At 66.8% G+C, this 20,902-nt stretch carries 18 protein-coding genes and 3 tRNA genes; 8 read left to right on the top strand and 13 right to left on the bottom strand.

Annotation, left to right across the window (positions count from 1 at the left end):
- Nucleotides 1-565 precede the first annotated feature (565 nt).
- The 4 genes from dnaK to IEY31_RS07445 all read left to right on the top strand — a co-directional run bounded on the left by dnaK (nucleotide 566) and on the right by IEY31_RS07445 (nucleotide 4,503).
- Complete coding sequence (dnaK, locus tag IEY31_RS07460) at nucleotides 566-2,470, top strand: molecular chaperone DnaK (RefSeq protein ID WP_188970508.1); 1,905 nt, start codon at nucleotides 566-568, stop codon at nucleotides 2,468-2,470.
- Between the two features lie 159 nt (nucleotides 2,471-2,629).
- Complete coding sequence (locus IEY31_RS07455) at nucleotides 2,630-3,286, top strand: nucleotide exchange factor GrpE (protein ID WP_188970667.1); 657 nt, start codon at nucleotides 2,630-2,632, stop codon at nucleotides 3,284-3,286.
- A 4-nt stretch (nucleotides 3,287-3,290) separates the two neighbouring features.
- Nucleotides 3,291-3,503, top strand: coding sequence for a VF530 family protein (locus IEY31_RS07450; protein ID WP_229723397.1), 213 nt, complete (start codon nucleotides 3,291-3,293; stop codon nucleotides 3,501-3,503).
- Between the two features lie 73 nt (nucleotides 3,504-3,576).
- Nucleotides 3,577-4,503, top strand: a complete 927-nt coding sequence (locus tag IEY31_RS07445) for a DnaJ C-terminal domain-containing protein (RefSeq protein ID WP_188970506.1) — start codon at nucleotides 3,577-3,579, stop codon at nucleotides 4,501-4,503.
- A gap of 70 nt (nucleotides 4,504-4,573) precedes the next feature.
- On the opposite strand, the gene IEY31_RS07440 is transcribed toward IEY31_RS07445, so the two are convergent.
- The 6 genes from IEY31_RS07440 to mqnP all read right to left on the bottom strand — a co-directional run bounded on the left by IEY31_RS07440 (nucleotide 4,574) and on the right by mqnP (nucleotide 9,464).
- Nucleotides 4,574-6,250: a sensor histidine kinase gene (locus tag IEY31_RS07440; RefSeq protein WP_229723396.1), complete on the bottom strand. Its 1,677-nt coding sequence runs from the start codon at nucleotides 6,248-6,250 to the stop codon at nucleotides 4,574-4,576.
- Between the two features lie 102 nt (nucleotides 6,251-6,352).
- Nucleotides 6,353-7,030, bottom strand: coding sequence for a response regulator transcription factor (locus tag IEY31_RS07435; RefSeq protein ID WP_010887388.1), 678 nt, complete (start codon nucleotides 7,028-7,030; stop codon nucleotides 6,353-6,355).
- A gap of 45 nt (nucleotides 7,031-7,075) precedes the next feature.
- Entirely contained in the window at nucleotides 7,076-7,675 is a 600-nt protein-coding gene (locus tag IEY31_RS07430) for an adenylate/guanylate cyclase domain-containing protein (RefSeq protein ID WP_188970504.1), read from the bottom strand.
- 112 nt (nucleotides 7,676-7,787) lie between these two features.
- A complete protein-coding gene (locus tag IEY31_RS07425) occupies nucleotides 7,788-8,222 on the bottom strand; it encodes a hypothetical protein (protein WP_229723395.1) in 435 nt (144 codons plus the stop codon).
- A gap of 58 nt (nucleotides 8,223-8,280) precedes the next feature.
- Entirely contained in the window at nucleotides 8,281-8,598 is a 318-nt protein-coding gene (locus IEY31_RS07420) for a hypothetical protein (RefSeq protein WP_229723394.1), read from the bottom strand.
- Nucleotides 8,580-9,464: a menaquinone biosynthesis prenyltransferase MqnP gene (gene mqnP / locus IEY31_RS07415; RefSeq protein ID WP_188970502.1), complete on the bottom strand. Its 885-nt coding sequence runs from the start codon at nucleotides 9,462-9,464 to the stop codon at nucleotides 8,580-8,582. The genes IEY31_RS07420 and mqnP overlap by 19 nt, the downstream gene beginning before the upstream one ends.
- Before the next feature lie 94 nt (nucleotides 9,465-9,558).
- Between mqnP and IEY31_RS07410 the strand changes: the two genes are divergently transcribed.
- The 3 genes from IEY31_RS07410 to IEY31_RS07400 all read left to right on the top strand — a co-directional run bounded on the left by IEY31_RS07410 (nucleotide 9,559) and on the right by IEY31_RS07400 (nucleotide 9,883).
- Nucleotides 9,559-9,635, top strand: a tRNA-Pro gene (locus tag IEY31_RS07410).
- A gap of 36 nt (nucleotides 9,636-9,671) precedes the next feature.
- Nucleotides 9,672-9,745, top strand: a tRNA-Gly gene (locus tag IEY31_RS07405).
- 61 nt (nucleotides 9,746-9,806) lie between these two features.
- Nucleotides 9,807-9,883 (top strand) — tRNA-Arg (locus tag IEY31_RS07400).
- A 96-nt stretch (nucleotides 9,884-9,979) separates the two neighbouring features.
- On the opposite strand, the gene IEY31_RS07395 is transcribed toward IEY31_RS07400, so the two are convergent.
- From IEY31_RS07395 to IEY31_RS07365, 7 genes are all read right to left on the bottom strand, one after another.
- The gene (locus IEY31_RS07395; protein ID WP_188970500.1) at nucleotides 9,980-11,341 is read right to left on the bottom strand and encodes a tyrosine-type recombinase/integrase; all 1,362 of its coding nucleotides are present in this window, start codon (nucleotides 11,339-11,341) and stop codon (nucleotides 9,980-9,982) included.
- Nucleotides 11,342-11,484: 143 nt separating this feature from the next.
- Nucleotides 11,485-14,421, bottom strand: coding sequence for a bifunctional DNA primase/polymerase (locus IEY31_RS07390; RefSeq protein WP_188970498.1), 2,937 nt, complete (start codon nucleotides 14,419-14,421; stop codon nucleotides 11,485-11,487).
- Nucleotides 14,422-14,456: 35 nt separating this feature from the next.
- The gene (locus tag IEY31_RS07385; RefSeq protein ID WP_229723393.1) at nucleotides 14,457-14,675 is read right to left on the bottom strand and encodes a helix-turn-helix domain-containing protein; all 219 of its coding nucleotides are present in this window, start codon (nucleotides 14,673-14,675) and stop codon (nucleotides 14,457-14,459) included.
- Between the two features lie 529 nt (nucleotides 14,676-15,204).
- Nucleotides 15,205-15,819, bottom strand: a complete 615-nt coding sequence (locus IEY31_RS07380; RefSeq protein ID WP_188970496.1) for a hypothetical protein — start codon at nucleotides 15,817-15,819, stop codon at nucleotides 15,205-15,207.
- Nucleotides 15,816-16,709: a phage NrS-1 polymerase family protein gene (locus IEY31_RS07375; protein WP_188970494.1), complete on the bottom strand. Its 894-nt coding sequence runs from the start codon at nucleotides 16,707-16,709 to the stop codon at nucleotides 15,816-15,818. Before IEY31_RS07375 ends, IEY31_RS07380 begins: the two co-directional genes overlap by 4 nt.
- Nucleotides 16,706-17,995 carry a zinc ribbon domain-containing protein gene (locus IEY31_RS07370; RefSeq protein WP_188970492.1) on the bottom strand — a complete coding sequence of 430 codons (1,290 nt, stop codon included), beginning with the start codon at nucleotides 17,993-17,995 and terminating at the stop codon, nucleotides 16,706-16,708. The genes IEY31_RS07375 and IEY31_RS07370 overlap by 4 nt, the downstream gene beginning before the upstream one ends.
- 443 nt (nucleotides 17,996-18,438) lie before the next feature.
- Nucleotides 18,439-18,906, bottom strand: a complete 468-nt coding sequence (locus tag IEY31_RS07365) for a hypothetical protein (RefSeq protein WP_188970490.1) — start codon at nucleotides 18,904-18,906, stop codon at nucleotides 18,439-18,441.
- A 580-nt stretch (nucleotides 18,907-19,486) separates the two neighbouring features.
- Here IEY31_RS07365 and IEY31_RS07360 point away from each other — a divergent pair.
- Nucleotides 19,487-20,899 (top strand): hypothetical protein, encoded by a 1,413-nt coding sequence (locus IEY31_RS07360; protein ID WP_188970489.1) that lies wholly within the window; start codon nucleotides 19,487-19,489, stop codon nucleotides 20,897-20,899.
- Nucleotides 20,900-20,902 lie beyond the last annotated feature (3 nt).

Genomic DNA, 20,902 nt, shown 5'->3' with positions numbered 1-20,902 from the left:
TTAATGAGCATGGTTTGATGGGCACAGCATGCTGATCTGCACCGACACGGATCATCGCCCGGACCGCCCGGTGTGTGCGTGGTGATTCAGGACTGGACAGGCCACACGCCGGGGCAGAAGCTGACCGTTCCGCTGGCGGAGGAGGCGCCCTCTCGGGCCAGGGCGCTCTCCCGGCAAAAACTGCGTGTGTCTTCTGGGCCTTCCTGGGTTGGCGGCCCAGACTGATGCCCTGGAGGCGGTGGCCGTCACGCGCGGCGGCAATCTGAGTTCCCTGCTCCTGACCTCAGGGGGATCTGGGCCTGACTGGGCAGCGCGGAACCTTGTGCGGGTGGCAGAGTCAACAGCCCGTGTCTCCTGCTCAGGTGTGCTGGCCCTCAGGGGACCAGCACCTGTCAACTCCGGCTGGGACGCGATTTGCCACGGGCACTCTTGAATCTCCCTTAAACCTGAGCGTACTACACTCAAGTCTATTGACTCTAGGGAAGTGTAGCGTTATGCTGTTCGGAGTTTCAGAACTGTTGCCCCTGCGGCGGCAGAATCCTCTCTAATCCAAGGAGTCAGACACATGGCTAAAGCTGTTGGGATCGACCTGGGCACCACCAATTCCGTTATCTCTGTCATGGAGGGCGGCCGTCCCGAAGTGATCGTGAACGCTGAGGGCGCCCGTACCACCCCGTCTGTTGTGGCGTACAAGGGCGACGAGCGCCTGGTGGGGCAGATCGCCCGCCGTCAGGCCGCGCTGAACCCTGCGGCCACCCTGTTTGAAGTCAAGCGCTTTATTGGCCGCCGCTGGGACGAGGTCAAGGAAGAGGCGGACCGCAGCCCTTTCAACGTCAAGGAAGGCGAGGGCGGCTCCGTTCGCATTGAGGTGAACGGCAAGGACTATGCCCCCGAGCAGGTCAGCGCCGAAGTGCTGCGCAAGCTGGTGGCTGATGCCAGCGCCAAGCTGGGCCAGAAAATTACCGACGCCGTGATCACAGTGCCCGCATACTTCGACAACTCGCAGCGTGAAGCCACCAAGCAGGCTGGGGAAATCGCAGGCCTAAACGTGCTGCGCGTGATCAATGAGCCCACCGCTGCCGCGCTGGCCTACGGTCTGGAGCGCAAGGGCAACGAGACCGTGCTGGTCTTCGACCTGGGGGGCGGCACCTTCGACGTGACCATCCTGGAACTGGGCGACGGCGTGTTCGAGGTAAAATCCACCGCCGGTGACACCCACCTGGGTGGAGCGGACTTCGACCACCGTATCGTCGACTGGCTGGCCAGTGAGTTCGAGAAAGAGCACAAGTTCGACCTCCGCAAGGACAAGCAGGCCCTGCAGCGCCTGATCGAGGCCGCCGAGAAGGGCAAGATCGAGCTGTCCAACGCGTCCGAGACCTCCATCAGCCTGCCGTTCATCACCTTTGATCCGGAAACGCGTACGCCGATGCACCTGGAGCGCACGCTGACCCGCGCCAAGTTCGAGGAACTGACTGCCGACCTGCTGCGCCGCGTGCGCCAGCCTGTCGAGCAGGCCCTCAAGGACGCCAAGCTGGACGCCAGCAAGATCGACGAGGTGATTCTGGTGGGCGGCTCGACGCGTACCCCCGCCGTCAAGCGCATCGTGCAGGAGCTGATCGGCAAGACACCCAACGAGTCGGTCAACCCCGATGAGGCTGTGGCCCTGGGCGCGGCGGTGCAGGCCGGCATCATCCAGGGTGATTCCAGCCTGGGCGACATCGTGCTGGTGGACGTGACCCCGCTGACGCTGGGGGTGGAGGTCAAGGGCGGCATGATCGCGCCGATGATCACCCGCAACACCACTGTTCCTGCCAAGAAGACCGAGATCTACACCACCGCCGAGAACAACCAGCCGGGCGTGGAGATCAACGTGCTGCAGGGTGAGCGCCCGATGGCGAATGACAACAAGAGCCTGGGCCGTTTCAAGCTGGAAGGCATTCCGCCCATGCCTGCTGGGCGCCCGCAGATCGAGGTCACCTTCGACATCGACGCCAACGGCATCCTGCACGTGACCGCCAAGGAAAAGAACAGCGGCAAGGAAGCCAGCATCCGTATCGAGAACACCACCACGCTCGACAAGAGCGACGTGGAGAAGATGGTCAAGGAAGCCGAGGAAAACGCCGTGGCCGACAGGCAGCGCCGCGAGAAGGTCGAGAAGCGCAACAATCTCGACAGCCTGCGCGTTCAGGCGCTGGGCCAGATTGAGGAGAACGCCTCGGCCCCGCAGGACGCCAGGGACAGGCTCAAGGCTGCTGCTGACAGCGCCGAGGAAGCGGTTCGCAGCGACGACGACACCCAGATCGCCGAGGCGCAGAAGCGGCTGGAAGAGGAACTGCGCGAGTTCATGACCGCCAACCAGAACGCGGCCCAGGCCGAGGGTCAGCCGGAAGGGCAGGACGGCGGCGTGAACATGGGCAAGGATCAGGCCGAGGACGACGTGATCGACGCGGATTTCAAGCCCGCGCCCTGAGCTGACGTCCACCCCACAGCACCCCACCAGGGAGAGGACGGCCCATCCGGCCTCCTCTCCCTCTTTCCATACAGCCTTACGGCAAAGTCCCCGCACCAGAAAAGTCCCTATGCTGGTGTGATGTTCAGAAGGCGAGGTAACCCCGTGGCAGACAACGACATGAAGAACGGCAAACCCAACCCGGAAGCCGAGACCGAGACAGCCGAGAACCTGAAATTCACCCCCGCGCGTGACGGCGAGCAGACCATTGACGCGGACGGCGAGATCCTGGATGCCGAACTGCTGGACGAGGACGGCGAGGACGCCGATTTCGCGGGCTTCCCCGGCATGGACGAGGGCATGATGGCCCAGGTGCAGGAAATGATGGGCAAGCTGGAACGCGTCGAAGTGCTGGAGAAGGAAAACGCCGACCTGCGTTTCAAGCTGGGCCGCCTGGCCGCCGACTTCGACGGGTACCGCACCCGCACCGGACAGGACCTCGAATCCGCTGAGGACCGGGGCACCGCCCGGGCCGCCGAGCAGCTGATGCCCGTCTATGACGACCTGGACCGTGCCCTGACCATGGGTTCGGAGGACCCGGCCAAGCTGATTCCGGGCGTTAAGGCCGTTCAGGGTAGGATGCTGACCATTTTCTCGAAACTGGGTCTGGAACTGACCGGTCAGGAGGGCGAGCACTTTGATCCCCAGTGGCACGAGGCGCTGCAGGTGGTGACCGGCGACGAGGACGACCGGATTGTGCAGGTGTTCCAGGCAGGCTTCCGCATGGGTGACCGGCTGGTGCGCCCGGCCCGCGTGGTCGTGAGCCGCAGGGGCTGAGCGCGTGACCTCCTCCGATCCCCTCCACGGCGTCACGTTGCAGCTGATGCTGGAGCGGCTGCACGACGCTTACGGCTGGGATGGGCTGGCCCGCCGGGTGCCGATCAACTGCTTCAGTTCCAATCCCAGCATCCAGAGCAGCCTCAAATTTCTGCGCCGGACCCCGTGGGCGCGGGCGAAGGTGGAAGGGCTGTACCTGGAACTGGTCAGCGTCTAGACGCTGTAGTGCTCGGGCCACCGTCCAGGCCCTGACTTGCAACGTCGCCCCATTTTCCCGCCAAGGAGGCGCGATGGCTTACAAAGATTATTACGACGTGCTGGGCGTCTCCCGTGGGGCGTCCGATGCAGATATTAAAGCCGCTTACCGCAGGCTGGCGAAGCAATATCATCCTGACAAGAATGCGGGCGACCAGAAGTCTGCCGAGCGCTTCAAGGAAATCGGCGAGGCGTATGCCGTGCTGAACGATCCCGAGAAGCGCAAGGTCTTTGACCAGTTCGGTCACACCGGGCAGGTGCCGCCGGGCTACGGCGACATGGGTGGCGGCTTCCAGGGCGGCGACTTTGCCGGATTCGATCCGGGGCAGTTCAGCGACTTTTTCCAGGGACTGTTCGGTCAGGCCGCGCGGGGCCGGGGCAGTGCTGGCGGCATGGGCGGCGGCTTTCCCGGCGGGCAGCAGGTCAATCTGGACGATCTGCTGGGTGGACTGGGCGGCGCAGGGCAGCAAAGGCGGTTCGTCCAGAACGTGGAGGGCGAGTTGCAGGTCACGCTGGAGGAGGCCTTCAGCGGCAGCGACGAGGTAATCAACGTGGACGGCAAACGCTTAAGTTTGCGTGTTCCGGCCGGCACCCGTGACGGCGCCCGCCTGCGGCTGGCCGGGCAGGGGCCGGGGGGCGGCGACGTGTTGCTGACCATTCGCGTGCTGGAGGACGCCCGCTTCGAACTGGAGGGCGATCACCTGACCACCAGCGCCGACGTGCCTGCCCCGGTGGCCGCGCTGGGAGGTGACATCAGCGTGCAGACCCTGAGCGGGCGCGGCGGGCTGAGCATTCCCCCTGGCAGCAGCGGGGGCCGCCGCATGCGGCTGCGTGGTCAGGGCTGGCCCAGGAAGGACGGCACCCGCGGCGACCTATACGTGCGCCTGAACGTGACTGTGCCTGCCACGCCCAGCGACGAGGAGAAGGAACTTTACCGGAAGCTGCGGGACTTGCAGAAGTAGTGGGGTCCCCAGTCAAAATGGGGAGACAGGCGATTTCGCCTCCCCATCCCGTTTGACCTACCCCCTGCGGCTACGGCACGTCGTCGTCGTGCAGCACCGGCACGTCCCCGATAGGCAGCTGCACGTGGGCCGCCGTGCCCTGACCCACCTTGCTTTCCAGCCAGATGCGGCCCCCATGCGCCTCCACGATGCCGCGCGCAATGCTCAGGCCCAGGCCCGCGCCGCCCACATCGCGGCTGCGGCTGTCTTCCAGGCGGTAGAAGCGGTCGAACAGGCGGTCCAGCTGGTCTTCAGGAATGCCTGGGCCATCGTCTTGCACGCTCAGGCGGACCTCTGTGCCGTCCTCTTCAGGGCGGCTGCTCAGGGTGATGGTCCGTGCGCCGGCCTTCAGGGCGTTGCTGACCAGATTGATGATGACCTGCTTGAGCCGGTCCGCGTCCCCCTCGAAGGTGACCTCCTGCCCGGCCACCATCAGGGCCGTGCGCTGGGCCTGGGCCAGCGGCATCAACTCCCGCACGATCTCCTCTAGGAACAGGCCCGACAGGATCGGGTCGCGGGCCATCACCAGGGCGCCGCTGTCGCTGCGGGCCAGTTGCAGCAGGCTGGCGATCAGGTTGGTCAGGCGCTCGGACTCGCTGCGAATGATCTTGAGGCTCTCTTTTTGCTGCTCGTTTGGGCTGGTGCGCCGCAGCAGGTAGCTGGCGTGCCCGCTGATGGCGGTGACCGGGGTCCGCAACTCGTGGCTGGCGTCGCTGGTGAACCGGCGCTGGGCCTCGAAACTGTCCTCCAGACGGGCCAGCATGTTGTTGAGCGCTCCGGCCAGCGCCTGCACCTCGTCGCCCGTCTCGGGCTCCGGCACGCGCTCCGTCAGGTTCTGCCCGCCAATGCCCTCGGCAGCGCGCTGCACCAGTCCCAGCGGCTGCAGCGCCCGCCCGGCCAGCAGGTACGCCCCCACCCCCGCCGTGACCAGGCCGGCCAGAAACAGCAGCAGAATAACGGTGCGCAGGTCCGACAGCGTGTGCTGGATATCGTCCAGGCTGCGGCCCACATACACGATGGTCAGCGTGTCGTTGCTGCCCGGCAGCCCCAGCGGTGAGGGTTGCAGCGCCAGCGGGGCCAGCCGCACCAGCACCCGCATGGGCGTGGGTTTGTTCAGGTACGCCTCCTGCACGTTCTGGTCAATCAGCAGCTGGCCGCTCGGTGACCGGATCAGCTCGGCCAGCTGCTCGTCGGACAGGGTGATGGGCTGATCCCGGTCAATGCCTGTGGAATCTCGGCTCCCGCTGCGCAGGAAATTAAGATCGTCGAACAGGCTCTCGCGCTGTGCGGGCGTTTCGGCCTCTTCCAGTCTCTCGGTCAGCAGCGGCAGATCGTAAAAGGTCAATTGCTCAATCTGAATGGCGTAGCTGGGAAACTGGTAGCGCACGCTTCGGAGATCGCCCGCTGCGTCCCGGTTGACAGTGTTGGCCGGCGTCAGGCCCAGCGAGGGCAACACCTGCACGAAGCGGCCGTAGATGTCGCTCAGGTCGCGGTTGACGCTGGTGATCAGGTTGTTGCGCATAATTACCAGCGTGGTCACGGCCACGGTGGTCAGCAGGACGGCCAGCAGCGCCGTGTAGAACACGGTCAGTCGCCAGCGCAGGGTGATGCGGCGCCGGCCCGGCCGCTGCCCTGTGCCCCCGGTGGGCCGGACTTTCCTGGCGGCGCGGGCGGCCCCAGTCAGCTGGCGTGGAAAACGGACCCTCACGCCCGGCAGTGTAGCGGTCAGGCGTGAGGGTCACGGTGATGGGGCTCTGGAAAGGCAGGCGGAAGGGAAAACAGGAAGGCGGCGCGCGTGCCGACCTACTGCCTACTCCTCGCGCAGCACGTAGCCGACGCCGCGCACGGTGTGGATCAGCCGCCGCTCGCCTCCTTCTTCAAGCTTGCGGCGCAGGTAGCCGATGTACACGTCCACCACGTTGCTGCCTCCGGTGTACTCGGGCCAGACCTTTTCCTCGATCTCGAAGCGCGAGAACACCTTGCCGGGGTTGCGGGCCAGCAGTTCCAGCAGTTCGAACTCCTTGGCCGACAGTTCCACGCGGCGCCCGCCCCGGAAGATCTCGCGGCCATCAAGGTTCATGACCAGATCGGCTACGCGCACCTCGCCGGTCACCGCCGGATTGACCCGGCGCAGGTGCGCGCGCACGCGGGCCAGCAGTTCCTCGATGGAAAAAGGCTTGATCAGGTAGTCGTCTGCGCCCGAATCCAGCCCCTCGACCTTGTCCTGAATGCCGTCCTTGGCCGTCAGAATAATGATGGGGGTGTTGCTCGTCTTGCGGATGCGGCGCGCCACTTCCAGGCCGTCGAGGACCGGCAGCATCAGGTCGAGAATCACCAGATCGGGGTTCACTTCGCGGAATTTGGACAGACCGGTCACGCCGTCGAAGGCCACTTCGGTGGCGTAGCCCTCGGCGGCCAGTTCGAGTTCAATAAATCGGGCGATGTCTTTCTCATCCTCAATCACGAGGACTAGCGGCTTGCGTTCCATGCCGCCAGTGTAGGGACCGTTCTCATGAGAAGACGCGAGGGGTGCTTAATCGACTTTCATCCGGGTCTGAGAATGCAGCGTGTCGTGCAGCGTCAGGCGGTTGACCCGGCAGCCCCCGCCGAAGCCCGGCAGGGCCAGCGGCTCACAAGGCTTGGCAGCGACAGTCGCCCCGAGGTGCTCAGCCGTCCCGGCACAGGCCAGGGTCTCGCCGGACCGGGCCGCGTCGCACAGCCGCCGGGCGTAGTTGACCGGCAGGCCATAGGCACTGGGCTGTCCGCCCACCAGTCCGACAATCACCTCGCCCAGCGCGACACCTGCCCGCAGCCGCATCTCCGCGCCCAGCAGGCCCGCCAGCGTCAGCCGCGCGGCCCGGTCATGCGCTTCCAGTGCCACCCGGCAGGCATCGTCCGCTGCTGCGGCAGGCCAGTACCCCAGCACCGCGTCCCCCTGGTGTTGCAGCACCGTTCCGCCGTTGGCCTCGAAACTGAGGATCATCACCTGCACAAATTCGGTCATCAGCGCCATGTAGTGAGGCAGTGGCAGCGTGTGGGCCAGCCGCGTGCTGCCGGTCAGGTCCACCAGCACCACGCAGGCGAGGGTGGCCTCCGGCGGCCGGGCAGACAGGGGGAGTAGCAGTTGCGGCATCGAATGACCCCATTCTGAACCCTTTCCCGTCAGAATGAAAGCTGTGTGTGCGTTGTCTTCAGATCTGGCATGGTGTTGGGGTGTTAGTTATCTAGACCTCTCCGGGAGCGCATCATGTGACGACGAAACCGTGGAGCGGCGGCAGCGTCTTGAAAGTGATCCACTGGCCCGGTTCCAGCCTGGGCAGGTCCCCGAAAGACGCCAGCACCAGCGGCAACCGGGCCTGCACCACCCAGATTCGCCCCACCACATGGGTCACCTGTCCGCAGCCTTCCAGCGCTGAGACGCCCTGAACACTCAGGGTCTCGCGGTGGGCCGCGCCCGCGAGCAGCACCACCGAGTCCGGCTCCAGCACACCGTGCACCACCACCTGTGCATCACCGGGCGGCGCCGCGTAGGGACCGCAGCGGTCAAACAGATACAGCACCCGGCCGCCCGCCACGAATTCCAGCAGCGGGCTGCCCTCCGGTTGCGGGTAGACCATGCCCTGGGCGGCGTGGGGTGCGAAACGCGCCATGAATTCCCGCTCGGAGCTTTCCAGCGTCAATGGGTCCTCCGGCACGGATTGGTGTTCCGGCGCGGGGTGCAGGCAAGCGCGGCGCAGGTCATGGGCGAAGTCTAGCGGACGCGCCGCGCTCAGGCTCCAGCCGGTCGTCGAGCAGCGTGAGGGTAGGGCGCGGGGCCTGCGGCGTCCACCGGTCCAGCAGCGCGTCTGCCCGCTCCAGGGCAAAGGTGCCCTCGACCTCACGCAGGACATGAATCAGGACCAGACCGTGCAGCCGCTCCAGCACCGCCCACCCCCGGCTTCCAGCCGGCTGAAGGTCACGGGCGCGGGCCAGCAGCGTCAGCGCCAGCCGCTCGTCGCCGTCCGCAAACGCCTGGGCCGCTGCCCGTGGAATGAGCGTCAGGTCAGCGTGCGCCACGTCACGTCCACGATGACCCCCGCGAGCATGGTCAGCGCCAGCCACATGTTGGCGTCGAAAAAGGCCACGTTGACCCGCCCCAGATCGTTCGGGTTGACGATGCGGTGCTCGTACAGCAAAATCGCGCCCATTGCCAGTGCCGCCAGGTAGTACCAGCCGCTGGCCCCCGCCACCACCCCCACCAGCAGCAGCAGCACGAAGGTCAGCGCGTGGCTGGCGGCGGCGATCTTCAGCGCCCGCGGAATGCCGAAGCGGGCGGGAATGCTCTTGATGCCGTTTCTGACGTCAAAATCGCGGTCCAGCGTGGCGTAGATCACGTCCAGGCCGATCATCCAGAAGATCACGACGGCCCACAGCACCCAGGCGGTGGGGCCAAAGGAACCGGTAACGGCGATGTAGCCTCCCGCCGCCGCCGCGCCGTCGCTCACCCCCAGCCACGCGTGGCACAGCCAGGTATAGCGTTTGGTGTACGGGTAGCCGATCAGGAATACCACGGCCAGCGGCAGCAGCGCCAGACACAGCGGATTAAGCTGCGCCGCCGCAAAGGTCATGACGGCGAGGCTGACCACCACCAGCGCCCAGGCCTGGGCCGGGCTGACCTTGCCTGCTGGAACCTCTCGCCCCGCCGTGCGCGGATTGCGGGCGTCAATGGCGCGGTCAATCACACGGTTGGCGCCCATCGCCGCCGTGCGGGCCGCCGCCATTGCCACCGTGACCCATAGCACGACACCCAGGCCAGGCCAGCCGCTGCCAGTGTGGGTCATGCTGGCCAGCAACATGCCTGCGTATGCGAAGGGCAGGGCAAACACGGTGTGCTCGAACTTCACCAGATCCAGATAGGTTTTCAGACGCGGGGCCACGCTCATGCTGGGGGCAGCATACGCCGAATGGCCAGGGCGGGCAGTGCACACGCGACATAGCGCCCAGACTTTTGCTATAGTGCCGCCTGCGCGTGAATGTCGAGGCGTAGCGCAGGCTGGTAGCGCACTTGGTTTGGGACCAAGGGGTCGCTGGTTCGAATCCAGTCGCCTCGACCACACTTTCCCCGTTTCCCAGCGGGGCACGCGCAACGGGCGAGATTGGTGTAGTGGTAGCACAGCAGCCTTCCAAGCTTCTGGCCTCGGTTCGAATCCGTGATCTCGCTCCACACCCTGTTAAGGCTCCCCCCGTGGGAGCTTTTGCCCTTTCGAGATGTGCGGGTCCGGTTTGCACCCTTAGCTCAGTTGGATAGAGCAACCGCCTTCTAAGCGGTCGGTCAATGGTTCGAGTCCATTAGGGTGCACCACAAGAACAATGCCGTCCAGGACGGCAAGCGCAGAAAGAGACCCCGGGGCTGAACAGGCCTCCTGGGGTCTCCGACTGTAATAGCGACTGTAGTAGGTCAGTCTTGAGGGTCTGGCGGCGTAAACAGGTCGATGACCTGCTCCCTGGCCTCGCTGGGCAGCACATGCCGGTAGATGTCGTTGGTGATCGACACCCGGGCGTGTCCCAGCGTCTTGCTGACCACTGCGAGCTGGATTCCACGGCGCAGCGCCGTCGTGGCGTAGGTGTGCCTGAGATCATGGGGGGAGAGCTGGGGCAGGGCGCCCCGGTCCCTGTGGATCGCCTGCAGCGGCTCGATCATCCCGGGGGGACAGTTCCATTTGCGGCCGGGCACCGTGGCCGCACCCTTGCGGCTCCACGCCACCATGCTGCTGAGGGCGCGGTTGAAGTTGTCTGGATGCGTGAAGGTGCCGCTGGCTGTTGCGAACACCGGGCTGTCCGGGGTCCAGGGCAGGCCAAGGGCGGTGCGTTCCGCCCGCTGCTGCGCCTGGTGCTGCTTTAAGAGCGTCACCAGGCTGAGCGGCATGTGAATGTCCCTGCGGGCGTGGTCCGTTTTCAACAGATCGCTGACCCTGGCCCCGCCGCGGTGCCCGGTGATCTGCTGCTGGATGCGGAGCAGGCCGTGCGCGAGCTCTACATGGGCCCAGGTGAGTCCCAGGACCTCGCCGCGCCGCAGGCCCACACTGAGCGCCGTGAACAGCGCCGGCCACAGGCGGCAGAGTCCAGCCTGCCACAACAGGGTTCCGAGGGCGTGGAACTGCGCCAGTTGCGGCTCATCCAGGACCCGCCCTTCCGGGGCGATTGCGGGGCTGGGCACGCGCTGGCGTCGGACGCCGTTCATGGGCGAGACCTTGATGATTCCGTCGGTCACGGCCTCGGCGAACACGGCGCGCAGCCGGGTCACGATCTTGCCGAGGGTGCGCGGCGACATGGGTTTTCCCCTGCCGAGTCCTCCGGCCATCTCACGCCGACTCAACCCGGCAACCAGGTCCTTCATGGTTGCCACGGTGACCTTCTGGACCCGCTCCCCGCCGATGATCGCCAGAGCGTAGCCGAGCTCCTGGCGATACAGCGCCAGAGTGCGCGGCCGTGCCGTCGTCAGACGGTTGAGCCAGACCTCGGCGTACCTCGCCACGGTAATGGTATTCGGGTCCTGCAGGTCACCTTGTTCGTGGGCAACGAGCGCGGCCCGCATGGCCTTCACCGCCCCCGTCTTCGTCTCAGCCCTGCCGTTAAGGGTCTTGCGCCGTCCGCCAGTCAGCGTCTGAAGCGTGATCTGCCACCTGTATTTGCCGATGGCCACATCCCACCAGACCGTTCCGCTGCCGTTACCGCGCCGCTTGGTCTTGCGCTGTTTGCTGGCGTCAGCGAGAAGGGCGGGGGCGTCGTTTCTGGTTGGACGCTTTGCTTTTCCTGTCATGGTGCCCCCGGGCAGGTCCCGCTGGAGAAGGGCTGCCTGTAAAAGATGGCGTTGATTCTTGCTGTGAGCTTTGATTTAAGAGGGGTGGCCCATCGCTGGTGACCACCCCCCGGGAGCCGTTCAGGCGGCGAATGTGTTCAGGGCTAGAACGGCTCGAACATCAGGTTGTCGAGCATTGTCCCTTCCTGTCCTGATGAAAGAGAAGAAGGAGGTACAGGGCCAGAGGCCGTTGGAGTGGAAGAATTCTCCCCGACGGTCCCTGCTGTCCCGGTGTCGGGGGCAAACACCTCCCAGCGGATGTGCCAGAGGTCAGCCCGTCCGGCGGCGCCGTGAACCGCACGGCGGTGGGTGGTCTTGCCCGTTTCGCACGGCCCCAGAATCCCAGCTTCTTTCAGGCGGGAACCGAGCGGGCCGCTCGTGAGCGGGAGGGGAGCGCCGCTGTCTGCAGCAAGCTTGCTCACGGCCGCCACCGTGGTGTCGGGCTGGAGAAACAGGCACAGCTCACCTTTGCCCGAGTGACCCACCCAGCCGAGCCGTGCAGCCGAGGGCTCCCGGAGAAACCCAAACTGGGGGTCTGAACGCCATCCCAGCGTTTCAGGGTGGTCTCTGGGCCCCCTGCCTTCACGCGCGTCTTCCACGAACGCCCGCCGACTGGCGAACAGCTCGCGTAGCAACTGCAAAAAGCGCTGGACAGGGTCCACATCCTTGTGATGGGCGCTTTGCGTGGCTGCCACATCGCGCAGTGCCTTGATGACCCGCGCCAGCAACGCGTCGGCGTCGAGACGGGTCACGGTGCCGCTGGACACGGCGAAGTCCAGAAAAACCTGCCAGCCCCGGGCCAGTTCGCCGCACATGCGTGGCGTCCGGTCGTGCGCCTGAATGTCATCGAAGTGTGCCGTCAGGGCCCGCACGGCCTGTTGGTGCGCCGCACCTCCGGCATGCAGGCTGGTCCAGTTCTGCGCGATGTACTGCACGAACCCTGCGAGCGTGCCGGCGTAGGTTCCAGACTGACCGAGTTCTGCCGCCGCGTAGAATGCCCCTGATTTCTGGCGGCCAGGGCCCAGCAGCGGCGCGGTGACGTTCACGAACAGCGCCCGGGCCTGATCGCTGTGTTCCTTGGGAACGGTCTCGGCCGACGTGATCATCAGGCCGCGGGGATGGTACGTGGTCTGCGAGGTCTGGCCCCCCTGACCGAGTCTGGAACGCCCGGCACCATCCGCCTGACCCCGCAGCAGTCTGGAAAGAACCCCGTACACAGGATCATTCGGATCGCGCGGCTTAAAATCATCGACCCCGAACAGGGCGTCCTTGACGATATATGCGTTGCGCTCCAGGGCGTTGGCCGTACTTGCCCAGCTCTCAGGCATGTGGTCATGTCGCCAGGCCCCGCCGAAGTGCGCCAGCGCCAGCGCCGTGAACGTCGTTTTGTGGCTGCCTGTTCGCCCGACCAAGAACAGCGTGAAATCACTCTTGCCAAGGACAGCGCGAAACACCGCGCCGAGGACTGGCACGCTGATGGAGTCTGGCGCGAGGTCCAGCAGGGCCAGGGACGCGCGCACACAGCGGACCAGTTCGGAATGCTCCGGAACGGGTGGCAGCGCATAACCAGTCAAACGTCCGGGCACCTCCACCGTGATTCCCGGCACCACCCCCTGCGCGCCGATGACCGCGCCGGCGGACAGGTACAGCGCCTTGTGTTCGGGATGCAGGGTCCAGCCGAGGTGGCGGTAAATGGTGCGGGTCACGAAACCCTGATGAACACTCAGAGCCTGGATGGCACAGCGGACGTGGTCACGGTTGCCAGCGCCGGCAAACACGTTGGCGTGGGCCCCCCACTGCGCCAGCGGCCAGCCCATGGCCTCAAACTCGCTGGCCTTCAGGGTGATGGGCGAGAACGCCTGCCCTGATGGGCGCTGACCAGCGAGCTCGAAATGAAGCTCCCGGCCACCGTCGCCATCGTCGTAGCGGATCTCCGACGTGATCCAGGCGGCGAACGAGGTCAGGGGGACTTCCAGCACGCCGGCTCTGGTGGACTTTTCCTTCAACATCTGGCCGTCACGCATGATGTAGGTCCCAGTGCGAACTGTGCTGTCCTGCACGTCGAGCTCAGCGCCGACAGCGGCGCGCGCGGCACCCTCGTCGCCGGCATGCTCCAGCAGCGCGCGCGCGCTGAAGGCATCGTGCGGATACCCCGTCGCCAGCACGTCTGCGGCGTGGTGCGAATACACCTGCGCCGGGCCAGTTGTAGTGGGCGGCAGCAACGTCACGCCGGGCATGCCCGTGGTGCTGTGCGGCGCGGTCCAGCGGCCAGAGCCCTGGGCTTCATACCCGTTGCGTTCGAGCACCCTGGCCACTGGGTAGGTGGCGTTGAACGCCTGACGGACGCGGTCAGTGGTGGGAACCCGACGCAACCGGCTGGAACCCCTGGACCGGGGGAGGGCTTTCGCCGGGGGCTGAGGTGCGTCCGAGCAGGCCGCTGCCATCTGGGCTTTCAGATGGTCAAAGTTCTGCCAGAGCCAGGCCAATGGGTCAGGCAGTTCGGGGATGTCCTCGCGGGTGAGAGGCATCCCGTCGGACCAGGTGTACAGCACGCCGCTGGGATGCATGCTGGGTGGCAACTGGTCCTGCAAATTTCCCACCCGCAGTTCAAACACCGTGTGGTTCGTGCCGTCCCTGTCGCGTGCAATCAGCTTGCGTGGCCTGAGGTCCAGACCCCCGGGCACGCGGTACAGCGGTTTTTTGCCGTTGCGGCTGCAGATGCAGCATTTCGATGTCAGGATTCCGTCCAGGTCGAGGCCGACGCTCGCCAGCGCGCGGCGCGTTCCTTCCAGATGATCAATGTCAAGGACGGCCGTGCCGCTGGTGGCGTGATACAGCGCGATGTTAGGCGGTTTTCTGTCCTCCCTGTTGTGGTGCCAGTGGGACTCGGCCTGTTCGGGCGTGATGACGAGTTGCTCAGGCTGGTTCCAGCCCTTGGTGATCGGTGCCTTCGAACCGTGAGGCGTCGGCGCCAGCGCCAGCCCCAGCGTGATGTAGTGCTGCACCGCCTCGGGGTGTTTCAGCGGCTCGGTGGATTCCATGGGGCTCTGCTGTCCACTGTCGTGGCCGAACGCGCTCACCCCCGGGCCCCGCTGAGGAACTCTTCGAGGGCCGCGGCGGGGATCAGCCACTTGCTGCCCACCCGCACCCCCCGCAGCTGGCCGGAGCCGATCAGCTTGTAGATCAGGTTGCGCCCGAGTCCAAGGTAATCCCCGACCTCGCTGGGGGTGTAGATGAGCTTCTGCTGTTGCGTCGCGTTCTTTTCTTTGGGCCGTCCTTCTTGTAACGTGTTCACGTATGCCTCCTGGCATGCATGCGGCGTTGGGTGGATATCCTGGTAGAGAAACACCCAGACGCAGCTTCTGTGCCAGAGAGCGCCTGTTCATTTGGGCGTTCCCTGGCATTCAAAATTTCATGACAGCGAATTGAAGTCAACAAAGAGTCGTGTCCTGAGACTCCGCCAGATTATTCAAGTGAGGACCGGATTTTCTGCCTACTAGGCGCTGTGTAAGCCAAGTTTCTCATACACTTTGAAGAAGGGCCTGTGTGTCGGAAAAATTGATTTCGAAACGTGAGAGGCTACAGCCACTCTTTCCTAACAACTAGGAGTTGTGCGCGCCTAGACATCTGGGGATGATTCACCCTACCCCTAGACTATACAGCTTTTTATTATGTAAAATCAGCGAAGACCCTGAAGATAAGCCTTGTTTTGAGGAAAAAGGCGATGCAGATTTGAAGAGATTTGAGAGATTCATGCATTCTGTAACTGGCACCTTACTTTTCGATCTCCCTGTAAAGATGATCAGATGGTCATCCGGGACCTCTCACCAGGTTTCAGTGAAGTCCAGTTCCACCGTCCAGGCCCAGCGCCCGTCCACCCACTCGCGCTCGATGTACGCCCAGCCGGAGTACCGGATTTCGGTGTGTGCAGGAGCGGGCGAGGCGTCCCTGTCCTCGGGTTCCGGCCCCCGCCGCAGGGCGTTGAGTGCCCAGTCCGGCAGGCGGTGAAGATCGGCGCGTACCATCCCGACGCCGCCGATGCTGAGGGTGCTGGGTCCCGCCAGGCTGACCAGGCTATGTCCGGCCACGATGCGCGAGGTGCCGACCCCGGGCAGATCGCTGTAGTTGTGCACCTTGCACCGGTGCAAACTGGCCCGGTACGACGAGACGGCGTACTCCAGCGTGCTGGCCGGGCAGTCCGCAAACAGTGGCGTCGCCGCGAGGGCCGCTGCCTCGCCTGCAGGCGTGCGGTCCGGGTGATCGGGGCCGTCGACCAGGGCGGTCAGCGCGACGTCCTGGTGGCCGATCGCCAGGTACGCCTGATCCATGGCCAGCAGCCCGGCGAGACTGTGTGCCTGGCCGAGGCGCAGCAGGGTGCGCGCCTGAGCGGGGGTGGGGTGCAGCGGCAGTTCGATCAGATGCGAGAGCGGGGCATTCAACAGGGGTCTCCTTTGCGGCCGAGCACAAACGCGACGGAAACGTCGCCGCAGGTCCGGCCATCGTGTGTGGCGCTGGCGTGCCAGCGGGCGGGGCGAAACAGGGCGCTCTGCGCAAACAGGCGGGCGAGCTGCTGTGGATCGGACGTGTGGTAGCTCAACTGACCCAGCAGGGCCGCGTCGGCCCGGCTGTGGTCCCCGCCGTGGAGGCCCAGGTCACCGTGGTCAAAAAGGCAGGCAAACTTCGCCGCACCTGGGCCGGCGCGCAGACGCCGCAGCACCTCGGCGTCCGCCGGGCTGGTGGACGGCTGGCGCTGGCTGCCTGGCCGGGGCGCTGTCATGCCCGCGACCAGGGCGTCCAGCCCGGTCTGGCGCGGCCCGATACCAGGCGGTGTCCCTGGAAGGCGGTGGCCGGTCAGCGCCAGGAATCCGCTGGCGATGAGTTCCACGCTGCCGGCGCGGCGGTTGCCGGGCACGCGGCCACCGACGACGACGTGCAGTCCGGACCCCGAGCGCGACACCTCGGTGTACGAGGCCAGCCGGTCCACCAGCTGTTGCGTGGCTGCGGGCAGCGGCTGGCCCGGCCGGAAGACGTGGTCGAGATCGGCGGCCACCAGGGGCCAGCCATCAACGACGGCCTGCTGGGGGTCCAGCACGACGCCCACCCCGTCGGCAGCGCCGGCTTCCAGGTGCAGGAGCGCCCCGGCGAGGGTCAGCCGGAACCGGGAGTCGCGAGCGTCGGCCGGGTACCAGCGCCGACCTGCCCAGCGCACCGGGACCTTGCCCTGCCGCCCAGATGCCCGGGGGCGGAGCTGGTAGGGGAGATACAGGCGCCTGGCGTGCAGCGCCTCCGGCCAGCCTGCGCGCAGGCGGTCGGCTGGACTGCCGGTCACGGCGACCGCCACGCGCCGCCCAGCGCACGCTGCCGGTGAATCTGCGCGGCAGCGACGTCGCCGATGGCCTCGGTGTGGCCACAGGTGCGGCACGCGAACGGCTGGCCGGACCAGGGGCGGCGCCCCAGCGTCAGACACGCCGGACAGGTGCGCGAGCTGTTGTAGGGGGGGGTGAGCCGCACCTGAACGCCGTGGTGCGGCGCGAGCGCCACGAGCCAGCCCAGCGCCGCCCGCAGCCCCACGGCCTCGGCGTAGGCGGGAAACGCCGATCCCCGGCGCTGCAGCGCCTGCCACGAGGTGTCCTCCAGGGCGACGGCCCGGAACTGCAGCGCCAGCGCCAGCAACGCGTCGTACGCCGGCAGCATCTTCAGAAACAGGGCCCGCCGGTGGTAGATGCGTGCGCGCGGCTCGTCCAGGGCCACCTCCAGCAGGCCGCGGGGTGCGGGCAGCGCTGGAAGCTGCCAGGCCCCCCGCAGCGGCCGCCCGATCACGCCGCCCCCTGCACCAGCCGCGTAGGCCACGACATGGCGTCCTCCGGGGTCCAGGCCAAGACAGTCGTCGACCGTCCAGGGTGAGGCGGTGACCTGAAAGGCCCAGGCGATCTCCCAGCCCGGCTGGCCGCCGCGCCCCACGGTCTGCCGGATGACGGCGCGGTCCAGACTGCGCGGCTCACCTGGGTTCAGGTCGGGCGGTGGACGCTGGCCCTCCAGCACGACGCCGGCGGCGAGGTGACGCGCCCGCAGCCGGTGTGCCTGGCCCGCCGCCTCCAGGTCACCGCCGGCCAGCCACGCCTGCTCGAACTGTTGCAGGCGCTGGGCCTCGTGCGCCAGGCGGCGCTGCCGCCGGTGGTGCAGGGCGCGGCGGTACGGCCCAGGCAGCAGGTAGAGATCACCCAGCACCAGGGCGTCGCGCCCCAGCGAGGCTACCTCCAGGGTGGTCTCGTCCAGCGGCTGCGCCGCGCTGTCCAGGTGAAGTTCCAGCGGCCGTTCAGGTCCCCAGGGGGGCGGCAGTTCCGAGGCGCGGACGGTCTGCCCGGCAAGAGCACGCCAGTCGCGGGCCGTGTCGACGACCACCTGGTGGTACACGGAGGCGGGGACGTCATGCGCCCAGCCCAGCGCGTCGCGGGCCTGCCTGAACCCGGTCTGCAGGTCGTCCAGCGTGACCGGCGGAACGACGACGGTCTCTCCTGGTGCTGGCAGCCCCGGCAAGGCCACCTGGCCTGCCGCAACGTCGATCAGGTGCAGGTGGTGACCGGCGGCGCGCAGGGTCAGGTGGCTGGTCAACACGTGTTGTGCGTTCAGGGCGCGGGCCCAGTGGCGGCGCAGCGCCTGTTGCTGCGCGGTGTCTGGATACAGCGGCTGGCTGAGCCAGACGGTCCGGTTTTTTTCATGGGGTCTCCGTGGATGAAGCTGCGGCGCGCCCGCGCCCGGTCCACTGCTTGCGGCGCTGGCGTCCTGGCATCTTTTCCATTCCCCCTTCCCTTCCCCTGGTCCTCCGGGGCTTGCTTTTCCTCCCCCCCTCCCCGTGTTTTCCCTGCGCCGGGTGCCTGTTCTGCCGCCGCGTTCCCGTCCCGTCTTTTGCTGCGAACAGACCGGGGTGGCCGGGGCCACCAGGCCCAGCTCCCCCGGTCTGTTCGCAGGTCCCGGCAGAAATGGCCCCGGCCCCGGTGGTGCCGGGGCCGGTGGAGCAGAGGGCGTCGGGTTGTTTTGCCCAGGACAGCGCGCGCGGCTCAGTCGAAGGCGTGGGGGTCGGCGAGCCAGAAGTCCGGATCGAGTTGCAGCGACAGCCTGGCCAGGCCCCGGGCCCGGTCGGCCATGACGACGGCCTCGCGTTCCGCACCGTGGCACCGGTACGTGGCGGCCAGCTCGCTGCCCAGTTCGGCGGCGTCCATCAGGTAGCAGGCCACCTGGCCGTCGTCGGGCAGGGTGTTGACGACGATGTCCCAGCAGGTGGCCGAGTCGATGACCAGCTGCTCGCAGCGCTGGGTCAGAGGCGAGTTGCCAGTGCGGATGGCGTGGACCACGCCCGCCGAGAGCACCTGCTGCGCCTGGGCCAGGGCGCGGTGGAGTTCGGCCTCCGGGGGGTAGGCGTCGGGCCCGCAGAAGGGGGCGGTCCCGGCATCGGCGCGGGGTGAGGGGGTTTCCTGGCCGCAGTGGAGGCAGCGGTTCAGGTCCTGGGAGGGCTGGTTGGGGGCCATACCTCGAAGCTAGCAGGCCCCCTTTTTGAAAAGTTTCTCCAGGTTTGTCGCTCTTCTCTTGAGGCTGGGCCTGGGCCTTCGGCGGTGTCCAGGACAGCCCTGGGCTGGACGCCGCACAGAGGGGGCGGCCCGCAGCGGACGCTGCCTGTCGGCTGGTGGGGGCTGCCTGTCGAGAAGTCGGCTGGTGGGCGGCTGGCCGGGAAGCCCGGAGTTTTCCGGGACTCTGGTGTGGCTGGGGTGGGGCGTGATCAGGTGTGTCAACCACACCACGGTGGGAGAGCCAGGCGGCCCCAGGTGAGTGCCTGGCCCCGGCGGGTCAGGTCAGGTTGGCGCTGGCCGCACCCTCTTGCGTAAGGCGCCGGAGCATGGGCCGTGTGGAGTGTGCTGTTCGCTGGAGGCTGCTGCCGGCGGTGCGGGGGGATCTGGACCTGAGCGGTTGCGGGGGCCGGGTAAAAGGCACTCGGAGATCGCTGGGGTTGGTCGGGGTGTCGGTGGCAGGGGGGCCAGCATCAGGAGCGTCTGGGCTGTGGCGTCGCGGGTGGTCTTCCTGGCCCCCGGGGGCCATCCTGGATCCAGAAACGTGAAAGTTGCCGCCCCCGTCTGGAACAGCCCCGCCAAGTTTGTCGGCTTCCTGTTCCAGGCAGCTCTGGACTTCAGGCTCGTGCTGGACGGCCTTGAAGCTCATGCTTCGTCGATCCAGTTGCACGTCAGAAAAATCCCCAGTCGTCAGGGTGCCGGGGCCATGTCGAGCATTCTGTGGCGTCCTGTCGTGATGTTCGTCGGGCAGCTCTCAGAACCCAAGCGGCGCGGCGCGGCTGCAGCGATGCTGAAAGTACTAATGACCAGGACAGAAAAGAAAAAGACAGGCGTTGGCCGAGCCAAGTCGTTTGCCAAGGGCCAGGCGGGCGACGCCAGCCACGCGCAGGCGCTCACCGACCTGGGCTACCCGGCGCGGCCACGGCCCCAGGCGGCAGGCCTCGGGCGGGTGCGCGAGGCCGAGGCACGGCGGCTGATGGCCGCCTACGGCATCACCCACGACGCGGCGCTGGAACTGATGCGGGCGTCCGGCACGCTGCCGCAGGTGCCCACCGACATCGAGTCGACGCTGCTGGCGCCCGTGGCGCACCTGGAGAGCAAGTTCTACCGCGAGTGCCAGGTCTCCCGCGCCGCCGTCATGGCGCAGTGGCGCACCCAGGTCCACGCTGACGCCAAACCCCACCAGATCCCGGTGGTCCTGCACTCCTGGGATTACAGCCGCGAGCCCTGGGTGCTGGTCTTTCCCCGCGACCCCCGCCAGGGCTGGACCATGCAGCTCCTCAGCGAGTGGATTCACGGCCTGGAACGGACCGGCTACATCGTCCGGAACGCGGACGGCACCCCGGCGCTGGATCCCGCGACGGGCAAGGCGAAACGGGCCTACCTGCGACCCGCTGCCGGCGCCGGCACCCCCCTCAAGGCCCAGGCGATGCTGTCGGTGTCACCGGCGGCCCGGCTGGATGCGGCGCGGTGGGCGCGCACGGCCGGGGGCGATTACGCCGCAGGTGAGCGCCGCGCGGCTCAGCTCCGAAGCGAGTGGACGGACTGGGTGCGTGCACCTGAAGGTCAGCGGGCCTGGCTGGATTTCTGCCGCGCCCACAGCCCTTTTGATGACCGGCTGGACGCCCTGGCCGGGTTCGCCGTGGACGGCAGGCGGTACACCTTGCAGTCCCTGCGTCCGGTGATCTTGTGGGAGAGGGGCGGCCTGAATCTGCAGATGATTGTGGCCAAGGATGCGCGGGCCGATGGCCGCAGCCCCGAGGGCGCGCGGGACTACCGGCGGGCACGGCCGGTCCGCATCGTGGACGACTGCGTTTATGACCTGGAGGATCTGGTGATCGAACCTGATGACCAGGGCCAGCCGCGGCGCGACCCCGGCGGCGAACTGGTCTGGCGACTGAGTGACGGTGCCCTGCCTCTCGCCCTGGCGGCGGCTGAAGACTGGTCCGCAAGCTGATCT

The sequence above is a fragment of the Deinococcus aerolatus genome (assembly GCF_014647055.1).
Taxonomy (GTDB): domain Bacteria; phylum Deinococcota; class Deinococci; order Deinococcales; family Deinococcaceae; genus Deinococcus; species Deinococcus aerolatus.
The sequence above is the reverse complement of the archived record's forward strand: the minus strand, read 5'-3'. Positions and strand labels throughout refer to the sequence as shown.